This window comes from Kribbella antiqua (genome assembly GCF_004345665.1).
GTDB classification, from domain to species: domain Bacteria; phylum Actinomycetota; class Actinomycetes; order Propionibacteriales; family Kribbellaceae; genus Kribbella; species Kribbella antiqua.
Genome location: NZ_SLWR01000006.1, coordinates 414789 through 435048, shown reverse-complemented (window position 1 = coordinate 435048; position 20260 = coordinate 414789). Strand labels below are relative to the sequence as shown.

17 protein-coding genes and 2 pseudogenes are annotated in these 20260 nt (G+C 68.1%); 10 read left to right on the top strand and 9 right to left on the bottom strand.

All coding sequences use genetic code 11. The features are described from left to right. Positions 1–13: 13 nt before the first annotated feature. The 3 genes from EV646_RS19840 to EV646_RS19830 all read right to left on the bottom strand — a co-directional run bounded on the left by EV646_RS19840 (position 14) and on the right by EV646_RS19830 (position 2880). Complete coding sequence (locus EV646_RS19840) at positions 14–1249, bottom strand: D-arabinono-1,4-lactone oxidase (protein ID WP_132150600.1); 1236 nt, start codon at positions 1247–1249, stop codon at positions 14–16. 171 nt (positions 1250–1420) lie between these two features. Further along, on the bottom strand, positions 1421–2185 hold the full coding sequence (locus EV646_RS19835; protein ID WP_132150598.1) for a sulfite exporter TauE/SafE family protein: 765 nt from the start codon (positions 2183–2185) through the stop codon (positions 1421–1423). Next, entirely contained in the window at positions 2182–2880 is a 699-nt protein-coding gene (locus EV646_RS19830; protein WP_132150596.1) for a FadR/GntR family transcriptional regulator, read from the bottom strand. Before EV646_RS19830 ends, EV646_RS19835 begins: the two co-directional genes overlap by 4 nt. A gap of 113 nt (positions 2881–2993) precedes the next feature. Between EV646_RS19830 and EV646_RS19825 the strand changes: the two genes are divergently transcribed. Genes EV646_RS19825 through EV646_RS19810 form a run of 4 tightly spaced genes read left to right on the top strand, consistent with a single transcriptional unit; the run spans position 2994 to position 9855 of the window. Beyond that, the gene (locus EV646_RS19825; RefSeq protein ID WP_132150594.1) at positions 2994–4313 is read left to right on the top strand and encodes an SLC13 family permease; all 1320 of its coding nucleotides are present in this window, start codon (positions 2994–2996) and stop codon (positions 4311–4313) included. 5 nt (positions 4314–4318) lie between these two features. After that, on the top strand, positions 4319–5470 hold the full coding sequence (locus tag EV646_RS19820; RefSeq protein WP_132150592.1) for a CaiB/BaiF CoA transferase family protein: 1152 nt from the start codon (positions 4319–4321) through the stop codon (positions 5468–5470). After that, entirely contained in the window at positions 5467–6828 is a 1362-nt protein-coding gene (locus EV646_RS19815) for a carboxyl transferase domain-containing protein (RefSeq protein ID WP_132150590.1), read from the top strand. Before EV646_RS19820 ends, EV646_RS19815 begins: the two co-directional genes overlap by 4 nt. A 45-nt stretch (positions 6829–6873) precedes the next feature. Further along, positions 6874–9855, top strand: coding sequence for an AfsR/SARP family transcriptional regulator (locus EV646_RS19810; protein WP_132150588.1), 2982 nt, complete (start codon positions 6874–6876; stop codon positions 9853–9855). A 26-nt stretch (positions 9856–9881) separates the two neighbouring features. On the opposite strand, the pseudogene EV646_RS19805 reads toward EV646_RS19810, so the two are convergent. The 3 genes and pseudogenes from EV646_RS19805 to EV646_RS19800 all read right to left on the bottom strand — a co-directional run bounded on the left by EV646_RS19805 (position 9882) and on the right by EV646_RS19800 (position 11677). Continuing rightward, positions 9882–10567 (bottom strand): annotated as a pseudogene (locus EV646_RS19805) (response regulator). Further along, positions 10564–10791, bottom strand: coding sequence for an ATP-binding protein (locus EV646_RS39390; RefSeq protein ID WP_338419268.1), 228 nt, complete (start codon positions 10789–10791; stop codon positions 10564–10566). The pseudogene EV646_RS19805 and the gene EV646_RS39390 overlap by 4 nt, the downstream one beginning before the upstream one ends. Further along, positions 10712–11677, bottom strand: coding sequence for a sensor histidine kinase (locus EV646_RS19800; protein ID WP_199237067.1), 966 nt, complete (start codon positions 11675–11677; stop codon positions 10712–10714). The genes EV646_RS39390 and EV646_RS19800 overlap by 80 nt, the downstream gene beginning before the upstream one ends. Before the next feature lie 143 nt (positions 11678–11820). On the opposite strand from EV646_RS19800, the pseudogene EV646_RS40995 reads away from it, so the two are divergent. The 3 genes and pseudogenes from EV646_RS40995 to EV646_RS19785 all read left to right on the top strand — a co-directional run. Continuing rightward, positions 11821–11976, top strand: a pseudogene (locus EV646_RS40995) (alpha/beta hydrolase); the annotation flags it as partial. Positions 11977–12021: 45 nt separating this feature from the next. Beyond that, on the top strand, positions 12022–12801 hold the full coding sequence (locus tag EV646_RS19790) for an SDR family NAD(P)-dependent oxidoreductase (protein ID WP_132150586.1): 780 nt from the start codon (positions 12022–12024) through the stop codon (positions 12799–12801). Between the two features lie 75 nt (positions 12802–12876). After that, positions 12877–13455 carry a nicotinamidase gene (locus EV646_RS19785; RefSeq protein ID WP_132150584.1) on the top strand — a complete coding sequence of 193 codons (579 nt, stop codon included), beginning with the start codon at positions 12877–12879 and terminating at the stop codon, positions 13453–13455. On the opposite strand, the gene EV646_RS19780 is transcribed toward EV646_RS19785, so the two are convergent. Continuing rightward, complete coding sequence (locus EV646_RS19780) at positions 13442–15205, bottom strand: bifunctional metallophosphatase/5'-nucleotidase (protein WP_241996185.1); 1764 nt, start codon at positions 15203–15205, stop codon at positions 13442–13444. The genes EV646_RS19785 and EV646_RS19780 overlap by 14 nt on opposite strands. A gap of 217 nt (positions 15206–15422) precedes the next feature. Between EV646_RS19780 and EV646_RS19775 the strand changes: the two genes are divergently transcribed. Next, a complete protein-coding gene (locus EV646_RS19775; protein ID WP_199237066.1) occupies positions 15423–16208 on the top strand; it encodes a polysaccharide deacetylase family protein in 786 nt (261 codons plus the stop codon). On the opposite strand, the gene EV646_RS19770 is transcribed toward EV646_RS19775, so the two are convergent. Continuing rightward, positions 16187–16840, bottom strand: a complete 654-nt coding sequence (locus tag EV646_RS19770) for a hypothetical protein (protein WP_132150582.1) — start codon at positions 16838–16840, stop codon at positions 16187–16189. The two genes, EV646_RS19775 and EV646_RS19770, sit on opposite strands and share 22 nt — an antisense overlap. Before the next feature lie 50 nt (positions 16841–16890). After that, positions 16891–18084 (bottom strand): homogentisate 1,2-dioxygenase, encoded by a 1194-nt coding sequence (locus tag EV646_RS19765; RefSeq protein WP_132150580.1) that lies wholly within the window; start codon positions 18082–18084, stop codon positions 16891–16893. Positions 18085–18156: 72 nt separating this feature from the next. Here EV646_RS19765 and EV646_RS19760 point away from each other — a divergent pair, with 72 nt between their 5' ends. Further along, positions 18157–19014, top strand: coding sequence for a hypothetical protein (locus tag EV646_RS19760; RefSeq protein WP_132150578.1), 858 nt, complete (start codon positions 18157–18159; stop codon positions 19012–19014). Then, a complete protein-coding gene (fahA, locus tag EV646_RS19755) occupies positions 19011–20210 on the top strand; it encodes a fumarylacetoacetase (RefSeq protein ID WP_132150576.1) in 1200 nt (399 codons plus the stop codon). Before EV646_RS19760 ends, fahA begins: the two co-directional genes overlap by 4 nt. The last annotated feature ends 50 nt before the right edge of the window (positions 20211–20260 follow it).

Sequence of the window (20260 nt, the reverse complement as noted above, 5' to 3'; positions counted from 1 at the left end):
TCTCGTCGGCGGCTCAGGCTTGAGAGGGCAGGTACGTGTCCAGGTAGGGGTTGCGGAACTTGCCGGTGGGGTCGTACTTCGCGGCCAAGTCGATGAAGTCGGCAACCATTGGGTAGGTGGTGCGCAGGTACGACGCGTCGGCTGCGAAGACCTTGCCCCAGTGGGGGCGGGCGCCAAGGGGGGTGAGCGCTTCCTCGAGGGCGGTGACGACTGGGAGTACGGCGGCTTCGTCCTGGATCCAGGTGAAGTGGAGGGCTACGGTGTCGCGGCCCTGGCTGGGGCTGAGCCAGAGGTCGTCGGCGGCGATCGTACGAACCTCGGAGACCTGGATGACCGGGGCGAATTGGTTGCCGAGGGAGCGGAGTATCTCGAATGCCTCCGGTGCCTGGGCGCGAGTGACGAAGTACTCGGACTGAAGCTCGTCGCCGTTGCTCGGGGTGAACTCCAGCCGGAAGTGCGGCAGCCGCTCGTTCCACGGCCCAGGTACGCCGCCCTGTTGCGTCGCGTAGTCCGCCGGCATCGACTTGATCGGGTGCCGCGCCCCGTCGGCCACGCGAGCGCCGAGCCACTCCGGCTCGATCGGCACACCGGCGCGCTGCTTGCGCCACACCATCACGTCCGGGTCGACCCAGTCGGTGAAGGCGCTGACGCTGTACGCGCTGCCCATCACCTCGGCGAAGTCGCTGGTGAGCCGATCCACCGGCAGAGCGTCGTACACGACCTGACTGATCTCGTACGACGGTTGCACGTCGAGCGTGAGGCTCACCGTCACCCCGAGTGCGCCGAGTGAGATGACCGAGCCGGCGAAATCGGGGTCGTCGCGGGTCAGCGTCACCAGGTCGCCGGAGGCGTTGACGAAGGTGATCGCGTTGACGGCGTCGGCGAGCGGGCCGTTCGTGTCGCCGGAGCCGTGGGTGCCGGTCGAGCAGGCGCCGGCGACGGAGATGTGCGGGAGCGAGCCGAGGTTGTGCAGCGCGAGTCCCTTCGACTGCAGCGCCGCCGTGATCTCGCCGTACCGGAGACCGGCCGAGACCGTCACGCCGTGGTCGCCGAGTTCGATCACCTTCGGCAGGTCGGCGACGGTGACCAGTGTGCCGGTGCTGTCGGCGATCTTGTTGAACGAGTGCCCGGTGCCGAGCACGCGCACCTTGTCCGCCGTACCGACCAGCTCCTGCAGCTCAGCCACAGACTGCGGCCGCTGCAGCTCACTAGCAAACTTGATGTTCCCCGCCCAGTTCGTCAAACCCATGCCGGCCTCCCAGTCGCGTTGAGCCGAGCCTTGCACATCGCTGAGAGCCGGAACCCGAGGGTCTTATTCCTTGGAGAGCGGCGAAAGGTTTCGGGCGGCGGGAAGCAGTCTGCCGGAGAAGTCGAACAGAATCTCGTCGTACGGCGGCCTATCGCCGCAGTCGTACGGCGATCAGCGCAGCATGAGGACGGCGGCGATGATGCCGGCCAGCACGATCAGCACTCGCAACAACGTGGCCGAGAGGCGGCGGCCGATATGCGATCCCACATAGCCGCCGACGACCGAGCCGGCGGCCAGGAGGCCGGCGACGGTCAGGTTGAGGTCGGCGACGAAGATGAAGATCAAGCCGGCGACGAGGTTCGCGGCCAGCAGCGCGAGCGTCTTGAGCGCGTTCACGATCCGCAGGTCGAGGTCCAACCCGAGGCCGAGGACCGCCATCATCATCACGCCCGCGCCGGCGCCGAAGTAACCGCCGTACACACCGGTCAGCGCGGCGAAGAAGGTGGTCGTCGGCGTCATCGTCGTACGCTCACCCTGCGGCTCCTCGTGCCGGGACCGCACCCAGCGGGTGATCCACGGCTGGACGCCGACGATCAGGCAGGTGAAGAGGATCAGCCACGGCGCGATGAACGCGAATACCCCCGGCGGTAAGCCCAGCAACAGCGCCGCACCACCGACCGCCCCGATCGCGCAGGTCACAATCACGGCGATCGTGGTCGGCCGCCGTACCTCGCGCAACTCGCGGCGGTACCCGAACGAACCGCTCATCGCCGCCGGCAGCAGACCGAGCGTGTTCGAGGCGTTGGCGACGACCGGCGGGATGCCGAGGGCGATCAGCACCGGGAAGCTCAGCAGCGACGCAACGCCGACCGTCGACGTCAGCATCCCGGCACCGAGCCCGGCGGCAACAACGGCCAGATGCTCTGCTCCCGTCACGCCTGATCCCGCAGCAGAGCGACATCGGAGACCAGCATCACGTGCTCGTGCATGGCTTGCGCCGCGGCGTCGGGGTCTCCGGCGGCGATCGCCTCGGCCACCCGCCGATGCCCGGCCAGCGACTCGCGCGGGCGGCCCGGCTGGGACAAGGACTCCAGCCGGGTCTCCCTGATCAGGTCGTGGATCGCCGCCATCATCTGCGTGAGCAGCTCCGACCGCGCCGCCGCGGTGATCGCGCCGTGGAACTGCTCATCCGCCTCCACGCCACGGCCGCCTGCCTCGATGTCGCGCTCCATCTCCTCGAGCGCCGCCCGGATCGCGGTCAGATCAGCATCGGTACGACGTGACGCGGCCAGCGCGGCCAGTTTCGACTCGAGCGCGTCGCGGGCCTCGATGATCTCCGGCAGCCGATCGGCATGCGCCCGGATCGCCTCGATCACCGGGCCAGTCCGAGCCCGCTCCGTCAGCACCGTCCCGTCACCGTGCCGTACGACGACCACCCCGATGACCTCGAGCGCGACCAGCGCCTGGCTCAGCGTGGCCCGGCTCACCCCCAGTCGGTGCGCCAGTTCCCGCTCCGGCGGCAGTCGGTCGCCAGGAGCCAGTCCGTTCTCGGTGATCCAGGTGGAGATCTGATCGGCCACCTGCTCGTAGAGGCGGGACCGCAGTACCGGACGGGGGAAGCGAGGCTCCATGCGATCCAGCTTATTGACAATTGGATGATTGGGCTATTGGCTAGGCCACTGAGCCAAATACTGTGACTGAGGCATCACTTTACGTCCTCCCCGCCCGGAAGAAGGAACCTCGCATGGGACCAGAATGGGTTGCGATCCTGGCGCTCGTCGCGCTGTTCGCCGTAGGCACGGTCCTGCCGATCAACATGGGGGCGCTCGCGTACGTCGCGGCGTGGCTGGTCGGCATGTACTCGCTGCACCTGAGTGAGAAGGAGATCCTGGCCGGCGTCAGCGGCGATCTCATCCTCACGCTGATCGGCGTCACCTATCTATTCGCGATAGCCAAGAACAACGGCACTGTCGACCTGATAGTCGCCAGCGCGGTCAGAGCCGTCGGCGGCCGGGTCGCGCTGATCCCGTGGGTGATGTTCGCCGTCACCGCACTGCTGACCGCGATCGGCGCCGCCAGCCCGGCCGCCTGCGCGATCATCGGCCCGATCGCGCTCGGCTTCGCCGGCCGGTACAAGATCAACCCGCTGATGATGGGCATGTTCGTCGTCCACGGTGCCCAGGGCGGCGGGTTCTCGCCGATCAGCATCTACGGCACAATCACCAACTCGGTGATGGAGGACAACAAGCTGCCGTCCAGCGAGCTCACCGTGTTCCTCTCCAGCCTCGTCGTCAACCTGGTGATGGCGACGATCCTGTTCTTCCTCTTCGGCGGGCGCAAACTGATGGCGCAGCGCGTCGACATCGACGACCCGGGTGGTGTGGAGGACGATCTGCACCGCGGCGGCGCGACCGTGACAGCGCGCGGAACCGGTGTGTCGACGATGACTCGCACCCACGCTGACGGCGTACGGCGGGACCAGCTGCTCACCCTCGTCGCCTTCGTCGGGGTCGCCGTGGTCGCGCTCGTCTTCGACAAGAACATCGGCTTCGTCGCGATCACCGCCGCCGTCCTGCTGGCCATGCTGTCGCCGAACCAGCACAAGGACGCGATCAAGCAGGTCGCCTGGCCGACTGTCCTCCTGGTCGCCGGCGTCAGCACGTACGCCGCGATCCTGACCGAGGCGGGTTCACCGGAGTTCGTCGGCAAGTGGGCCGCCGGGCTCGGTGCGGCCGCGATCGGGGCGCTGGTGCTCTGCTACGTCGGCGGTGTGGTGTCCGCGTTCGCCTCGTCGACCGCGCTGCTGCCGGTGATCATCCCGATCGCGGTTCCCTTGATCGCCAATGGCGGGATCCATGCGGGCTTCTTCGTCGCCGCGCTCGCGATCGCCTCGACGATCGTTGACGTCAGCCCGTTCTCCACCAACGGCGCGCTGATGCTCGCAAACAGGCCCGACACGATCGAGGAACCCGTGTATTACAAGCAGATTCTCACCTACAGCATGATCGTCGTCGCCGCCGGTCCGCTGCTCGTCTGGGCCGCGCTCGTGGCCCCGGGCTGGTGACGCGGATGTCTGGACCACTCGACGGCGTACTGGTTGTGGATCTGTCCCGGGCACTCGCTGGGCCGCAGGCGACGATGATGCTCGGCGATCTCGGCGCCCGGGTGATCAAGGTGGAGGTCCCGGAACGCGGTGACGACACGCGGGGGTGGGGGCCGCCCTTTGTCGATGGCGAGTCGACGTACTTTCTGTCCGCCAATCGCAATAAGGAGTCGATCGCGCTTGATCTGAAGGACCCGGCCGACCGCGACGTGCTGCTGCGGTTGGTGGATCGGGCCGACGTACTGGTGGAGAACTTCCGCACTGGGGTGCTGGAGCGGCTCGGACTTGGCATCGGCGACCTTCGACAGCGCAACCCGAGGCTGGTGGTGCTGTCGATCACCGGCTTCGGTCACGACGGGCCGGAGGGCGGCCGGGCCGGGTACGACCAGATCGCGCAGGGCGAGGCGGGGCTGATGTCGCTCACCGGCTCCGGTCCGGACGATCCGCAGCGCGTCGGCGTGCCAATCGGTGATTTGCTGGCCGGGATGTACGGCGCGTACGGCGTACTGGCCGCGTTGAACGAGAGGTGGTCGACGGGCGTCGGGAGTGTCGTCCGTACGTCGTTGCTGGCGGCAATCGTCGGCGTACACGCCTTTCAGGGCACGCGTTACACGGTCGCCGGTGAGGTCGGCCGGGCCCAGGGCAACCATCATCCGTCGATCGCGCCGTACGGGCTGTTCCACTGCGCGGACGGAGCGGTCCAGATCTCGGTCGGAAGTGAGGGCCTGTGGCAACGGTTCTGCTCCGCCTTCTCCCTTGATGTTTCAGGCCTGGACACCAACGCCGAGCGAGTCGCGCATCGAGACCGGTTGGTCAAGGTGGTGGAGGACGCGTTCGCCGGCTACACCAGCGAGGCGTTGCTCGCCAAGCTTGCGGAGGCCGGCGTACCGGCGGGCCGAGTGCGCACCTTGGACGAGGTCTACTCCTGGGATCAGACCGCCAGCCAGGGACTCATCATCGACGTCGACCACGCAACCCTCGGTCCGCTCCGCCTGCCCGGCCCGCCACTGCGCTTCTTCGCCGATGACGAGGAGACGACCCCGTGCGACCACAGCCCGCCGCCTACGCTCGACCAACACGGTCCGGCGATCCGCGCTTGGTTGGACTCGCCTCGATGAGCACAGCCCGCGAGTTGCTCGACGCCGTACTCGATCCCGGCTCCTTCGAGTCCTGGGATCAACCCGCGGCGCACGACGCAGACTATCTTCGGCGAGCCGCGGAACGAGCCGGCACCGACGAGGCTGTGCTCACCGGCCGCGGGCTGGTCCAGGGCCGCGCGGTCGCCGTCCTGGTGAGCGAGTTCGCCTTCCTGGCCGGCTCCATCGGGATGGTCGCCGCCGCCAGGATCACGTCCGCAGTACGGCGTGCCACCGCCGAACGGCTGCCGATCGTGGCCTCCACCGCGTCCGGCGGAACCCGTATGCAGGAAGGCGCTCCGGCCTTCGTCGAGATGATCAACATCTCCAAGGCGCTGATGGAGCACAAGGCAGCAGGCCTCCCCTACCTGGTCCACCTCCGGCACCCGACGACTGGCGGCGTCTTCGCCTCCTGGGGTTCGCTCGGTCACGTCACGGTCGCCGAACCGGGCGCATTGATCGGGTTCCTCGGCCCCAAGGTCTACGAGGCGATGGAGGGCATACCGTTCCCGCCAGACGTCCAGACCGCGGAGAACCTCGCCGCCCACGGCGTCATCGACGGTGTCGTCGACACGGCCGACCTCCCGTTCCTGCTCGACCGGACGCTCGGCGTACTGGTCGATCCTCCGGTCCCTCCGACGCTTCCTCGCCGTACTGGCGTCGTCGGTCGAGTCGACGCCTGGGAGTCGGTGTTGCAAACCCGCCGGTCCGACCGGGCCGGCGTACAGGACCTCTTGCGGTACGGCGCCACCGGAACAGTGCGTCTGACAGAGCCGGACGCGAGTGTGCTGGTAGCACTGACGCGATTGGACGGGCAGCCGTGTGTCGTCGTCGGCCAGGATCGTTCGCAGGCTCGGTCGATGGGACCGGCCGCGCTTCGGGCCGCGCGGCGCGGGATGAACCTCGCCCAGGCTCTGGGCGTCCCGCTGGTCACCGTCATCGACACGGCCGGCGCCGAGCTTTCACCAGCAGCGGAGGAGGGCGGCCTGGCCGGGGAGATCGCGCAGTGCATCGCCACGATGGCGACCATCACGGTCCCCACGCTCTCGGTCCTCCTCGGACAGGGCACCGGCGGCGGCGCGCTGGCGTTGCTCCCGGCAACCACCGTCCTCGCCACCGAACATGCCTGGCTCGCACCACTCCCACCCGAAGGCGCCAGCGCCATCATGCACCGCGACATCACCCACGCCGCCGAGATGGCCGCCGCGCAACACATCACCGCCACCGAACTGCATGCCGCCGGCACCATCCACCACCTCATCCCCGAACAGGATTCCGATACTCCGGAGTCTTTGGCGATCGCGGTCGCAGCCGAATGCGCGGCTCGCCTCAGCCAATGAGACGTCGATTGCCCGGTGATCCCGTCAGCAGGCACACTGCTCTAGGTGAGCCGCCCGTTACGGATCGAAGTGCTGGGACCGTTGCGGGTGCATTGGCAGGGGCGAGAGATCGCGGCCGGAGCGCAACGTCTGCAGACGCTGCTCGCAGTTCTCGCCCTCCGCGCCAACCAGGTCTGCACTCCTGAAGAGCTGCTCGATCTCGTCTGGCACGACAACCCACCAGGCACCGGGCTCAAGGTGCTGCCGCCGTACATCTACCGGCTCCGCCGCATGCTCCCGCTCGACCTCCTCGACCGCACCACCGACGGCTACGTACTTCGCCTTCCCGACGACGCCCTCGACCTCGCGACCTTCGAGAATTCAGTACGCGCGGCAACACTGCATCGTGAGCGCGGCGACCTGGACGCCGCCGCGGCCGAGTACCAGCGAGCCCTCGACCTCTACCGCGGCGAACCACTCGCCGGATTGCCCGGCCAGTACCTCGCCGCCCAACGTCTCCGCCTCACCGAACGCCGAGACAAGATCTTCAGCGACCGCGTCGATCTCGACCTCGACCGCGGCCACCACGCCGACCTGATCGCCGAACTCGTCCCCGCCGTGGCCGCCAAACCCTTCGACGAACGACTCGCCAGCCAACTCATGCGCGCTCTCTCAGCCGACGGCCGCCAAGCCGACGCCCTCGAGGTCTACACCCGCACCAGGGACACGTTGATCGATCAACTCGGCGTCGAACCAGGCCCGGCGCTCCGCAAGATCCATCAAACAATCCTGCGTAACGAGGCGGCACCGACGACCCGCGACGAACTCCCCTACGCCGGCGCCACCTTCGTCGGCCGCACCAGCGAACTCACCCACCTCGCCGCCGCCCTCGGCAACGCCAACGCGTCCGCCCCTCCGATCGTCGCCATCGACGGCATGGCCGGCGTCGGCAAGACCGCGCTCGCCGTCAACACCGCCCGCCACGTCGGTGCGCGCTACCCGGACGGCCTCCTCTTCGTCGACCTCCAGGGCCACACCCCCGGCCGCGCGCCGCTCGACATCAAGGCCGCACTCGACCACCTGCTGACCGGCGTCGGCGTACCGGGCCCGGCGATCCCCCACTCGTTCGAAGAAGCCCAGGCCTTATGGCGTACGACGGTCGCCGGCCGCCGACTGCTCGTCGTACTGGACAACGCCCCCGACAGCACAACGGTCGAGCCGCTCCTCCCCGGATCGCCCACCTGCGGCGTTCTCATCACCAGCCGCAACCAGCTCACCGGCCTCGACGTCCGCGAGCGACTGCACCTCGACCTGCTCGCCGCGGACGACGCCGGCGCCCTACTGGCCCAGCTGGTCGGCGAACACCGGATCGCCGCCGACGTTGCCGCCAGCAACGGACTGATCGCGCGCTGCGGCAACCTTCCACTCGCCCTCCGCATCGCCGGCGCCCGACTCCGCCACCGCCCGGCCTGGACCGTTGCCCACATCAACCACCGCCTCGACCGCCTCGGCCGCCGCCTCACCGAACTCACCTCCGACGGCCTCGGCATCGCAACAGCATTCCAGCTCTCCTACGACCAGCTGGCCCCCGAACAGCAACGCATGTTCCGCCTGCTCAGCCTCCTCCCCGGCCGGGACATCGACCAGTACGGCGCCGCCGCCCTCGCCGACCGCACGCCCGAGGACGCCGCCGACCTGGCCGAGTCCCTGGTCGACGCCAACCTCCTCCTCCAACCCGTCCCCGACCGCTACCAGTTCCACGATTTGATCCACGACTACGCCGCCGACCTGGCCCGCACGGTGGAAACCCCGGATGCCCTCGACGCCGCGAGAGATCGCCTCCTCGAGTATTACCTCCAGGCATGCTTTCACCCGTTGGGTCAGCGGGCCGGCATCAACTTTGTGGAGATCGGCCGACGGCCCGTCGTCCAGCTGCCCGACCTGGACACGATCGACAAGTCGTTGACCTGGGCCGAGGCCGAAGTCACGAACCTCGCAGCTGCCGTCGAACGCGCCGCGGCCGAGGGATGCCACACCTATACCTGGATGCTCGCTCTCGGCGCAGGCCGCTTCCTCAGGGAGGGCGGACACGTCCAGCAGCACAGGCTCGTACTCGACCTCGCTCTGGCGGCGACCCGGCAACTGCAGGATCGCGAGGCCGAGGCACGAGTACTGCGTGCCATCGGCCGGCTGGTCCGCGGCAAGCAAGGCGTCCGGCCCTCCATCGAGCTGTATCGCCTCGGCCTCGACGTGCTTCCCGCCGACGGCGATCCACTGGTGCGCGCGCACCTTCTCTCGTGTCTCGGTCAGTCCCTCCGTGCGCTGGATCCCAGCCAGGCGCTACCCGCGCTGGAAGAAGCCAGCCGGATCGCCCGGGAGCTGGGCGACGATCGTCTGCTGGCCCAGACCCTCGGCTACACAGGGATTCTGCACAACAATCAGCTCGACTTCGCGACAGCACTGGTCGCCTACGAGGAATCCCTGGCGATCTTTCGCAGGGTCGAACCTTCGGGTCTGATGGCGCAGGTCCTGAGCGGACTGGCTGGATGCTACGTCGGACTGGGCCGAGCCGACGATGCGATCGAAGCTGCGACCATGGCCTATCAGCTCGCGACCCAGCTCCGCAGTGCCATCAGCCTGCCCTATGCGTTGGGACAACTGGGGCGCGCCCATCGCCTTCGCGGCGAGCTGGCACAGGCTGTCGACATCCACCGCAGGGCGGTCGACGCCGCGGCCGAGGGCGGCATGCTCCCCGGGCAGATGCTGGCGAGACTGAACCTGGGCGAGAGCCTGGTGGCGATCGGCGACCCCGGTACCGCGCGCGGCCATTTCGAGGATGTACTCCAATTGGCCATGGCAGACAAGAACCACCAATACATGCTGGAAGCGTGGAACGGACTGGCAGACTGCGCTGTCGCCGGCGGTGATGTCCAGAAGGCCGCGGACTACCTGCAACAGGCGCTCGCAATCGCCGAAGAATTCCTGCCACCGCACTCAGCCCGCCTGCGCGAGAAGCTCGCGGAGTTGGCGGCCGCCGCACCGGAGTAGATGCGGGCCGTCCAACTTCTCGAGGTCTACTCAGCAGGCAGTGTGCCGAACCGGCGGCGGGGCTGGACGAGGTTTGATTCGTAGGCTGCGATCACCAGCTGCGCCCGGTCGCGCGCGTGTAGCTTGGCCAGTAGATGGCCGATGTGCGTCTTCACCGTGCCGTGGCCGACGTGCAGGTGGTCGCAGATCTCCTTGTTCGACAGACCGCGCGCGATCAGCGACAGCACCTCCCGCTCTCGCTCGGTCACCCCGTCCAACCCGGCCAACGGCGACTGCCCCGGCTCGGCCAGCCGGGCGACTCCGCGATCAACCGCCGCGTGACGGACGGCGCCAGCAACCCTTCCCCCGCCGCCACGACTTTGATTGCCTGCAGCAACTCCGCGGGCGGTACGTCCTTCAGCAGAAACCCACTCGCCCCCGCCCGCAGAGCGGCGTACACCGCATCATCCAGATCGAACATCGTCAGCATCAGCACCCGCACGGCGGCCACCGATGCGCAGATCTCGCGAGTCGCCGCGATGCCGTCAAGTCGCGGCATCCGGACATCCATCAGTACGACGTCCGGCCGCTCGACCCGGGCGAGTTCGACCGCCTCCACTCCATCAGCTGCCTCACCAACGGTCGTCAGCCCCGGCGTCGTGTCGATCAGCACCCGGAAACTGCCGCGCAACAACGCCTGATCGTCCGCCACCAGCACCCGGATGTCGCTCATACAGTCACCGGCAGCCGTACGACGACCTCGAACCCGCCCCCGGCACGCGGCCCGGCCCGCAGCGTCCCGTCGTACATGCTCACCCGCTCCCGGATCCCGATCAACCCATGCCCTTCGACAGCAGGCGTTCCGCCTGATCCGTCGTCACTCACTTCTACCTGTACGGCGTACGCGTCGCCAACAACCGCGACGCGGCAACGAATGGCCCGCGCGTGCCGGGCCACATTCGTCAAGCACTCCTGGACGATCCGATACACGGTCAACTCCACCGCCTCGGGCAAACCTGCCGGCACGTCTACGACCAACGAGACCTCCACCCCCCGTGGACTCAACCCGCTCGACGAGCTCAGGCAGCGCGGCCAGCCCTCCAAGTGGCGCAGGGCTGAACGGCGTCCGCAGCAGACCGAGCATGTGACGCAGCTCGACCAGCGCATCCCGGCTCGTCGTCTCGATCACCGACAGCGCGTCCGACACCTCCTCCGGACGGACCTTCAGGACATGGTTGGCCACTCCCGCCTTCACCGCGATCAACCCCATGCTGTGGGCAACGATGTCGTGCAACTCCCGCGCGATCCGCAGCCGCTCGTCGGACACCGCCCGCTCGGCCAGCGCACGCGCAGCCTGGACAGCCGCCGCGCGCCGGTCCCGGATCACCCGGCCGAGCATCCATGTGCCGTACATCGCGGCGAGCCCGGAGAGCACCAACGCGACATTGGTCGAACCGCGCGACGAGCCACCCATGACCCCAAGGAACAGCACGACGACTCCCACCGCACCAGCTGCGCTGAGCAAACGATTCGTAGCCGGTGCCGCCGCGCGCGTCAGACCGACGACGTACAGGACGAACGACGCCGCGAGGAGCGGATCGCGGAGTACCTGCAGGACAACTGCCACCACGGACAGCCCGATCACCACGACCAGCGCGGGCCTCGGCCAGAGGCGTCGTACGGCGACCGGTACGGCGAGGCCGACGGTCACGAGCACGGTCCACGGCGGCGCGTCCACAGGCGTGGTCAGCACAAGCAGTACGGCGTAGACGACCGCAACGAGGCAGTCGAAGGCGATGAGCTGCCGCCGGCTCAGCTGCTGCGTCAGCGCGGACTCCGTCACCCAGAGAACCTAACCGACCGACCACGTCACCACCTCGGACCCAGGTCCGACAGCCCGTAGTCCGATGTGCTCGAGGCCTTTCCACGAAAGCGTGCCCAGCATGCTGAAACTACTCATGGGTCGAGTTCGACTCGGCGTCCCGGGTCATCGCCCAGGTCCCGGGCAGCGGGTCGATCTACCACGACGGGCCCGGTCACACGCTCTACCAGTCCAACGACTGCGCCCGCACCAAGATCAACGCCTATCTGTCCGACCGCACAGTCCCCGCCGAACGCACACCTTGCCAACCCAGTAGTTAGTCGGCTAAGTTTTCTGCTTAGCCGACTAACTAAGGAGCATACGTCATGGAGCTGGGGCTGAACGGTGCGGCGGTGCTGGTGACCGGAGGGTCGTCCGGGATCGGGCGGGCCACGGCGATCGCGTACGGGCGGGAAGGCGCGCGGGTCGCGATCACCTATAACGCCCGCAAGGACGCGGCCGAGGCGGTCGCGGAGGAGATCGAGGCCGCGGGTGGTACGGCGTACGTCGTACCGATGGAGCTGAATGAGCCGGAGACGATCGCGGCGGCGGTCGATGCGACGGTGAGCCGCTGGGGCGGGCTGGATGCGGTGGTGGGGAACGCGGTCAACTGGGGCAACCTGGGGTTCAGCGACCGGCCGGAGAACATCGAGGACGCCAAGCCGGAGTGGTGGGTGCCGGTCCTGCGCGCCAATCTCGAGGGCAACTTCCACCTCGTGCAGCAGGTGGCGCCGGCGCTGCGGCGCTCGGAGCACGGGCGGCTGGTGCTGATCTCGACCGACATCGCGGAGCGCGGCCTGCCCGGATCCTGGCCGTACGGCGCGGCCAAGGCCGGACTGCACGGCCTGGTCGCCAGCCTGCAGCATGACCTGGGCAAGGACGGCGTTCTGGTCAACATCGTGCTGCCCGGCATCACGCTGGAGAACGGCGAACACCGGGTCATCCCGAAGCCGGCGCTGGCGCAGATCGCGGCCGGTTTCACCGCCCGCAAGCTGCCAGACGTGAGCGAGTTGGCGAACGCGATCCTGTTCCTCACGTCGCCGTACACCACCGCGATCCAGGGCGAGATCCTCCGCGTCGCCGGAGGCACCCTCATCCCCGGCTGACGGCGCGCTACCTCGGCTCACGAGGCGTGACACTTGTACCGTGGGGGCAGGAGCACCTGGATAAGGAGCGTCGCGATGAGTCGGGCCCTGATCGTGGTTGATGTGCAGAACGACTTCTGCGAGGGCGGGAGTCTGGCCGTCAATGGCGGAGCGAACGTGGCGTTCCGGATCGGCGAACTGCTGCACAAGTGGCATGAAGCCGAGCCGGACGAGCGCCAGTACGACTATGTGGTGGCGACCCGGGACCACCACATCGATCCGGGCGACCACTTCTCCAAGGACCCTGACTTCGTCAACTCCTGGCCGCGGCACTGCGTGGCCGGTACCGACGGCGTCAGCTTCCACCCGAACATGGACCCGCAGCCGTTCGACGCGATCTTCGACAAGGGTGAGTACGCGGCCGCCTACTCGGGCTTCGAAGGCAAGTCCCACGAGGACGGCCGCGCACTCGCCGACTGGCTGCGCGAAAAAGGCGTCACCGACGTCGACGTCTGCGGTATCGCCACCGACTACTGCGTCCGCGCCACCGCCCTGGACGCGAAAGAGTCAGGCTTCAGTACGACGGTCCTGACCAAGCTGACCGCCGGTGTCGCCCCGGCCACCACCCAGCAAGCCCTCACCGAACTCCGCGCCGCCGGAATCAACCTCCACTAGCTGAGATGACGATGGGTGCGCCGGCAGAAACGAGGGACCAGTCGCCGGTGTGGAAGGCGGCCGGGTCGACTGTGCCGGTGGTCGTGACGTAGTCGATCATCAGCTGGCGGATCTCGACCTGGCGGTTGTAGACGACCGGCGCGGTCTTGATGTGCGGGTAGTTGCCGCCGCCCGATTGCCGGTAATTGTTGACCGCGACGACGAACTGCTGGTCCGCCGCCACTACGAGACCGTCGTACGCGAGATCCGTGATCCGCGAGCCGGCCGGCTTGGCGACGTCGATCTTGTAGGTGAGCGGCTTGGTCAGCCCGCCGAGGATGTCGTAGTTGTAGTCCGGCGTCCCGTTCGGCGCGGTCGACGTCGGCGCGTTGGTCACCTGGTCGGAGGTGAACGGCCCGGTCCCGCTGACCTGCTTGAAGTACTGCGCGGAGAACTCCAGATAGTCCTTGAGCTGCGACCCGCTGAGCGTCACCCCGAGCAGCGTGTTGTCGAAGATGTAGAGCCCAGCCACGTCGCGTACCGAGACATCACCGGCCGGGATCGCCGCCTGGCGGTTGAACGGCGCCGCGATCGCGAGCACCGGCAGCGACGCCTGCGGCGTACCGGCGAGCGCCTTCGCGACAGCGTCACCTTGGACGAAGTTGACGAAGTCGAGCGCGGCTGTGTCCTCCCACGGCGCGGTCGCGGCCGACATCGCCTCCTTGCAGGTACCGATCTTGGAGTTGACGTACTCGATGACCTTGTCGTGGTCCTTCTGCAGTACGGCGACCACCTTCGGATCGGCAGCGACGGTGTTCGCGTTCAGCACCTGACCGTGCCGGCCGACCACCTTCCACTGCCCGCGGACCTTCTCCAGGTCGAGATCGATCAGCGACAGCCGCATGCCCCACTTCAGCGGCTCGCTCAGCACGACCTGCTCGCCGGTCGTCATGTTCGTCACGAACCGCTCGGCGACCTCGGTGTGCGCATGCCCGACCAGTACGGCGTCGATCCCCGGAACAGTCTCGGCCATCAGTGCACACGCGTTCTCCGGCACCGGCAGCGCGTCGCCGTACGACGAGGAGAGGTCGATACCGGAGTGCGCGGACACGATCACCACGTCCGCGCCGGCCCGGCGGACCCGCGGGACCCAGAGCTTCGCCAGCTCGACGATGCCGCCGAACTTGAGCTTGTGCTCGACCACAGCCTTGTCCCAGATCGCGATACCCGTGTTGGTCAGGCCGAGGATGCCGACGGTGATCGGCTTCTCGCCCGGCACGTGCACCTTCTTCAGCACGTACGGCGGGAAGACGGGCAGGCAGGTCGTCCAGTCCTGAGCGTTCGCGCCGAGCAACGGGAAGTCCAGCTGGCGCTGGAACTTGCGCAGGATGTCGAGCCCGTAGTTGAACTCGTGGTTGCCGAGCGCCGCGGCGTCGTACCCGATCTCGTTCATCGCCGCGGCCATCGGGTGCAGGTGCCCGCCGGTGATGGGCTCGATCTTGGCGAAGTAGTACGCCAGCGGGGTGCCCTGGATGGTGTCGCCGGCGTCCAGGAGCAGCGGGCGTGGCGCGTGCCGGTCGGCGGCGATGCGGTCGCGGACGGCGGTGACCAGGGTGGATATCTTCGCCAGGCCGATGTCGTTGTGCGCGGCGTCGTCGTACTGGGTGTTCTTGAAGTAGTCCCAGTTGAAGGCGTTGCCGTGCAGGTCGGTGGTGCCCATCACGGTCAGCCGGACCGTCCGCTCACCGCCGTCTGTCATCGTCCGCCTCACGTGTCCGCAGTCTGCCTGCCGCCGGGGTCTCCGGCCGAAGTGCACACAATACGGCGGGTTGATGCCCGGATGGCCCTGTGCACACGAGAAAATGCGGCATGACCGTGCTCATGCCACGCCTCCGGCGCGGCGGGCCACGGGGCTGTAACTCCCGCCCTTCCCTCGTCGCTCCGGTCGCTTCGCTCCCTCCACTCCTCAGTCCAGGGCGGGAGGCCCCGTGACCAGGCCGCCCGGCAAGCTTCTGCCGTTGGTCGCCGCCCTGCTGTGCGGTGCCGTTCTCGCCCAGGCCGCCAAACCGGCCGACCACTCCGTCACCAGTGCGGCTCCCGCCGTACAAGCTCCCGCCCACGGGCCGCTCACGGTCGTGGTGAAGCACAAGCAAAGCCAACCCAAGCCGCCGAAGAAGCCGCAGCAGCAGCAGCGCACCGGTACGACGAACGTGGTGGACGACTGGAATCTCGCCGCGCACGGCAAGGTGCTCTACCTGACGTTCGACGATGGCCCACAGATCGAATGGACGCCGAAGGTTCTGCAGGTACTGGCGAAGCACAAGGCGAAGGCGACCTTCTTCGTTCTCGGCCGGGAAGTGGCGGCGCATCCCGACCTGGTCGCACGCGAGCGGGCCGCCGGGCATCGGATCGGCAACCACACCTGGGACCACCCGAACCTGACCCTCCTGCCCCCGGCGAAAATGCGGCAGGAGATCGCCACCGGCGTGAAGTCGAAGTGCTTCCGGCCGCCGTTCCGGGACACGAACGCCCAGGTCGAGGCGGTCGCTGCGTCGTACCACCAACGCCAGGTGCTATGGGACGTCGACACCGAGGACTGGTCCAAGCCCGGTACGGCGAAGATCCTCCGCGCGATCATGACCGGCGCGCGGCCCGGCGCGATCATCCTGATGCACGACGGCGGCGGCAACCGCTCCGAAACCGTCGCCGCCCTCGACCAAGCCCTGACCCAGCTAACCCGCCAGGGCTACACCTACCGCTCCTTACCCTGCTGATTCTGCCCAGCGTGGATGACTCCGGCTTGGCCGTTGGAGAAGTGTTTGAGGGCCTGGTCGATGACGTGGACCGGCTGGTCGAGGGCGTTGACCGGGAAGAGGCCGGTGGGGCGGAGCAGGGGGTTGGGTTTGACGATGGAGCGGACGGAGGGCTGGTCGAGGCCGCGGACGCCGGCGGTGGTGGCGGCGACACCTGGAGCCAGCTCCAGCTCGAGGGCGTACTGGCCGAAGAGCTTCTCCTGGCGGAAGCCCTTGACCGTCGCCCAGGGCAGGACGACCGGGTAGGCGGCTCCGTGGCAGGCCAGCTCGAGCGCTTTCGGGGACATGCGCATGGCGACCGGCTGCAGCTCGTTGGCGGCGTACCAGCGTTGCCGCTCGGCGTCGAGGCGGCGGACGAGGACAAAGCTGAGAACCAGCGGGACCATTGCCGCGATCAACAACAGCGCGAACGGCCACAGACCCGCACCACGGAAGGCGATCATCGCGGCCAGCGCGGCGACGATGCCGACGGCACCGATCACCAGCGTCACCCACGCACCACGCAGCTGAACGTTCCGGATCACCTCACGCCGCCGCAGCACCGCCTCCCGATCAAGCCCGACGACAAACGCCTCCCCGCCTCCCTCATCCATTCCCCAAGAATCCCATTGCCTGGATCCGCCCGCTCACCGACCCGCGCGGATCAGCTTCTCCTACCGCCGGCCCAGGTCCAGGCGTAGCTGCCGTCGTCGACCGCCATGCCGCCTTCGCCCAGTTCCAGCGGGCGGAACGTGTCGACCATCACGGCCAGTTCCTCGAAGCGTTCGGCGCCGAGGGAGGCTTCGATCGCGGACGGTTGCGGGCCGTGCGCGTACCCGCCGGGGTGCAGCGAGATCGAGCCGAGGCCGATGCCGGAGCCCTTGCGCGCCTCGTAGTCGCCGCCGCAGTAGAACATCACCTCGTCGGAGTCGACGTTCGAGTGGTAGTACGGCACCGGGATCGACAGCGGGTGGTAGTCCACCTTGCGTGGCACGAAGTTGCAGACCACGAAGTTGTTGCCCTCGAACACCTGGTGCACCGGCGGCGGCTGGTGGATCCGCCCAGTGATCGGCTCGTAGTCGCTCACGTTGAAGGTGTAGGGGTACAGGCAACCATCCCACCCGACCACGTCGAACGGATGCGTCGCATATGTCATCCGCGAACCGACGATCCCGCTCGGTCCGTTGCCGCGATGCTTCACCAGCACCTCGACGTCGTTGCCCTCCACCACGAACGGCTCGGTCGCCGCGTGCAGATCCCGTTCGCAGTACGGCGAATGCTCGAGGAACTGCCCGTAGCGGGACAGGTACCGCTTCGGCGGCGCGATGTGCGAGTTCGCCTCGATGCAGTAGGCAAACACTCCGTCTGCCCCCGGCAACCACCGGTGCGTGGTCGCCCGCGGGATGATCACGTAGTCGCCTTTGACCGCGTCCAGCACCCCGAACACCGTCTCGACGGTGGCCGAGCCCTTCTCGATGTATACGCACTCGTCCCCGATGGCGTTGCGATAGTACGGCGACGGTTGCTCGGCGACGACGTACGAGATCCGGACGTCGCCGTTGCCCAGCACGAGCCTGCGGTCCTCGACCGGGTTGCTCTTGGACGTGTCGGTGAAGAGGTCGTGCAGCTTCAGGTGCCGCGGGGTGAGCGGGTGGTTCGCGACGGTGGCGAGGTCGGGCAGCTCCCACACCTGCGAGTCGACGATCGCGGACGGCACGCCGGCGTGGTACAGCAACGACGAGTCGGACGAGAACCCCTCCTCCCCCATCAGCTCCTCGTAGTACAGCCCGCCGTCCGGTTTCCGGAACTGTGTGTGCCGCTTGGGCGGGACCTGCCCGACCTGCCGGTAGAACGTCATTTCCCTGCTCCAGGTGTACGATAGTCGAACGCATGCGTCCGCTTACCGAAAGCATCCGTTAGGCTCGGACCCATGTCAACCATCCCTGCCCTGTTCCGGCACCTGGTCGACGATGCGGCGATGTTCCCGCCCGGGGAACTGCCGCTGGTCGAGGCGGTCGCGGCGCACCGGGCGCACCGTCAGTCGCCGTACGCCGAACTGGTCGGCCCCTTCGTCTGCACCGACGAGGACCTGATGAAGGTCGCCGCGGAGGCCGCGCGGACCGGGAGTGCCGGCCCGCTGCGGGTCGCGGTCGTCATCACCGGCGGTGCCGGCGGGATCGAGCCGGCCGTCCGGTACGGCGATCGGTCCGCGGACATCGAGGTGACCGCGGTGGAGGTCCGGCTGCGCGCCGAGGACGACCTGTCCCGCAACGCGCTCCGCGTGGTGCGCGCCTGCGACGACTGCCTGGACGAGGAGAACGCTTTCGTCGAGATCGGCCTGGACGGCGGCTGGGAGCGTGCGCTCGACGTGGTCGCCGATGCCGGGTACGCCGCCAAGCTCCGCACCGGCGGTCTCGACGCGTCACTGTTTCCGTCGGAGGAGCAGGTCGCGGCGTTCATCACCGCCTGCCTGGACCGCGAGGTCGCCTTCAAATGCACGGCAGGGCTGCACAACGCCGTACGCCACACCGCGGCTGACACCGGTTTCGAGCACCACGGCTTCCTGAATGTCCTGCTGGCGACGCGCGCCTCGCTCGACGGTGCCGCGCAGGACGAGGTGACCGCCGTACTGGCATCACGCGACGGCGCCGAACTCGCTGCCCGAGCCCGCGAACTGTCCGAGGATCAGGCCGCCGGGGCGCGCCGGTGGTTCACCTCGTTCGGCTCCTGCAGCATCGACGAGCCGCGCCATGACCTGACCGACTTGAGCCTGTTGGAGGCCCGGTGACCTGGATCGACATGCCCGCGAACTCCCCGTTCGGGCCGGACAACCTGCCGCTTGGCGTGTTCCGGCTCGGCGACGAGGAGCCCCGGGTGGGCGCCGCGATCGGCGACCAGGTGATCGATCTCGCCCCGGTCGCGTCGGCGCAGATGATGGACGGCGCACAGTGGTTCGCTCGGCCGTCGCTGAACGACTTCCTCGCGCTGGGCCGCCCCACTTGGCAAGCGACCCGGGAATGGCTGCTCGACCTGGTTCGCAACGAGAACGACCGCGAGGTGGTCGAGCCGCACCTGATCCCGCAGTCGGCGGTCACGATGCAGCTGCCGTTCGAGGTCGCGGACTACGTCGACTTCTACGCGTCGGAGCAGCACGCGACCAACCTCGGCCGGCTGTTCCGCCCCGACTCCGAACCCCTGCTGCCGAACTGGAAACACCTCCCGGTCGGCTACCACGGCCGCTCCGGCACCATCGTTGCCAGCGGCACCGATATCGTCCGCCCGTCCGGTCAGCGAAAGGCGCCGGACGCAACGGTCCCGTCGTACGGCCCCTCGCAGCGGCTCGACATCGAGGCCGAGCTCGGGTACGTCGTCGGCACGCCGTCGGTTCTGGGCAAGCCGATCCCGGTCGACGCGTTCGAGGACCATGTGTACGGCGTGGTCGTCGTGAACGACTGGTCCGCCCGCGACCTCCAGGCCTGGGAGTACGTCCCGCTCGGCCCCTTCCTCGGCAAGTCGTTCGCGACCTCGATCTCCCCCTGGGTGGTCTCCCTGGAGGCCCTGGCACCCGCGAAGGTTCCGCTCCCAGCCCAGGACCCGCCAGTCCTGCCCTACCTCGCCGGCGAGAGCCTGGTGAACTACGACATCACGTTCGAGGTCTACCTGAACGGCGAGCTCGTCAGCAGTCCGCCGTACAAGGACATCTACTGGTCCCCCGCCCAGATGCTCGCCCACCTGACGGTGAACGGCGCGTCAGTCCGCACCGGCGACCTCTACGCCTCCGGCACCGTCAGCGGCGCGCAGCCGGACCAGCGCGGCTCCTTCATCGAACTCACCTGGGGCGGCCGCGAACCCCTCATCGTCAACGGCGACAAACGCACCTTCCTCGAAAACGGCGACCAAGTAACCATCACCGCCTGGGCTACCACCAACACCGGCACCCGCCTCGGCCTGGGCGAGGTGACCGGCAGGATCCTCGCCGGCTAGCACCACCCGTGCGAGGGCTGATCTTGTTCATAACTGTTCGTTTCTCTTGA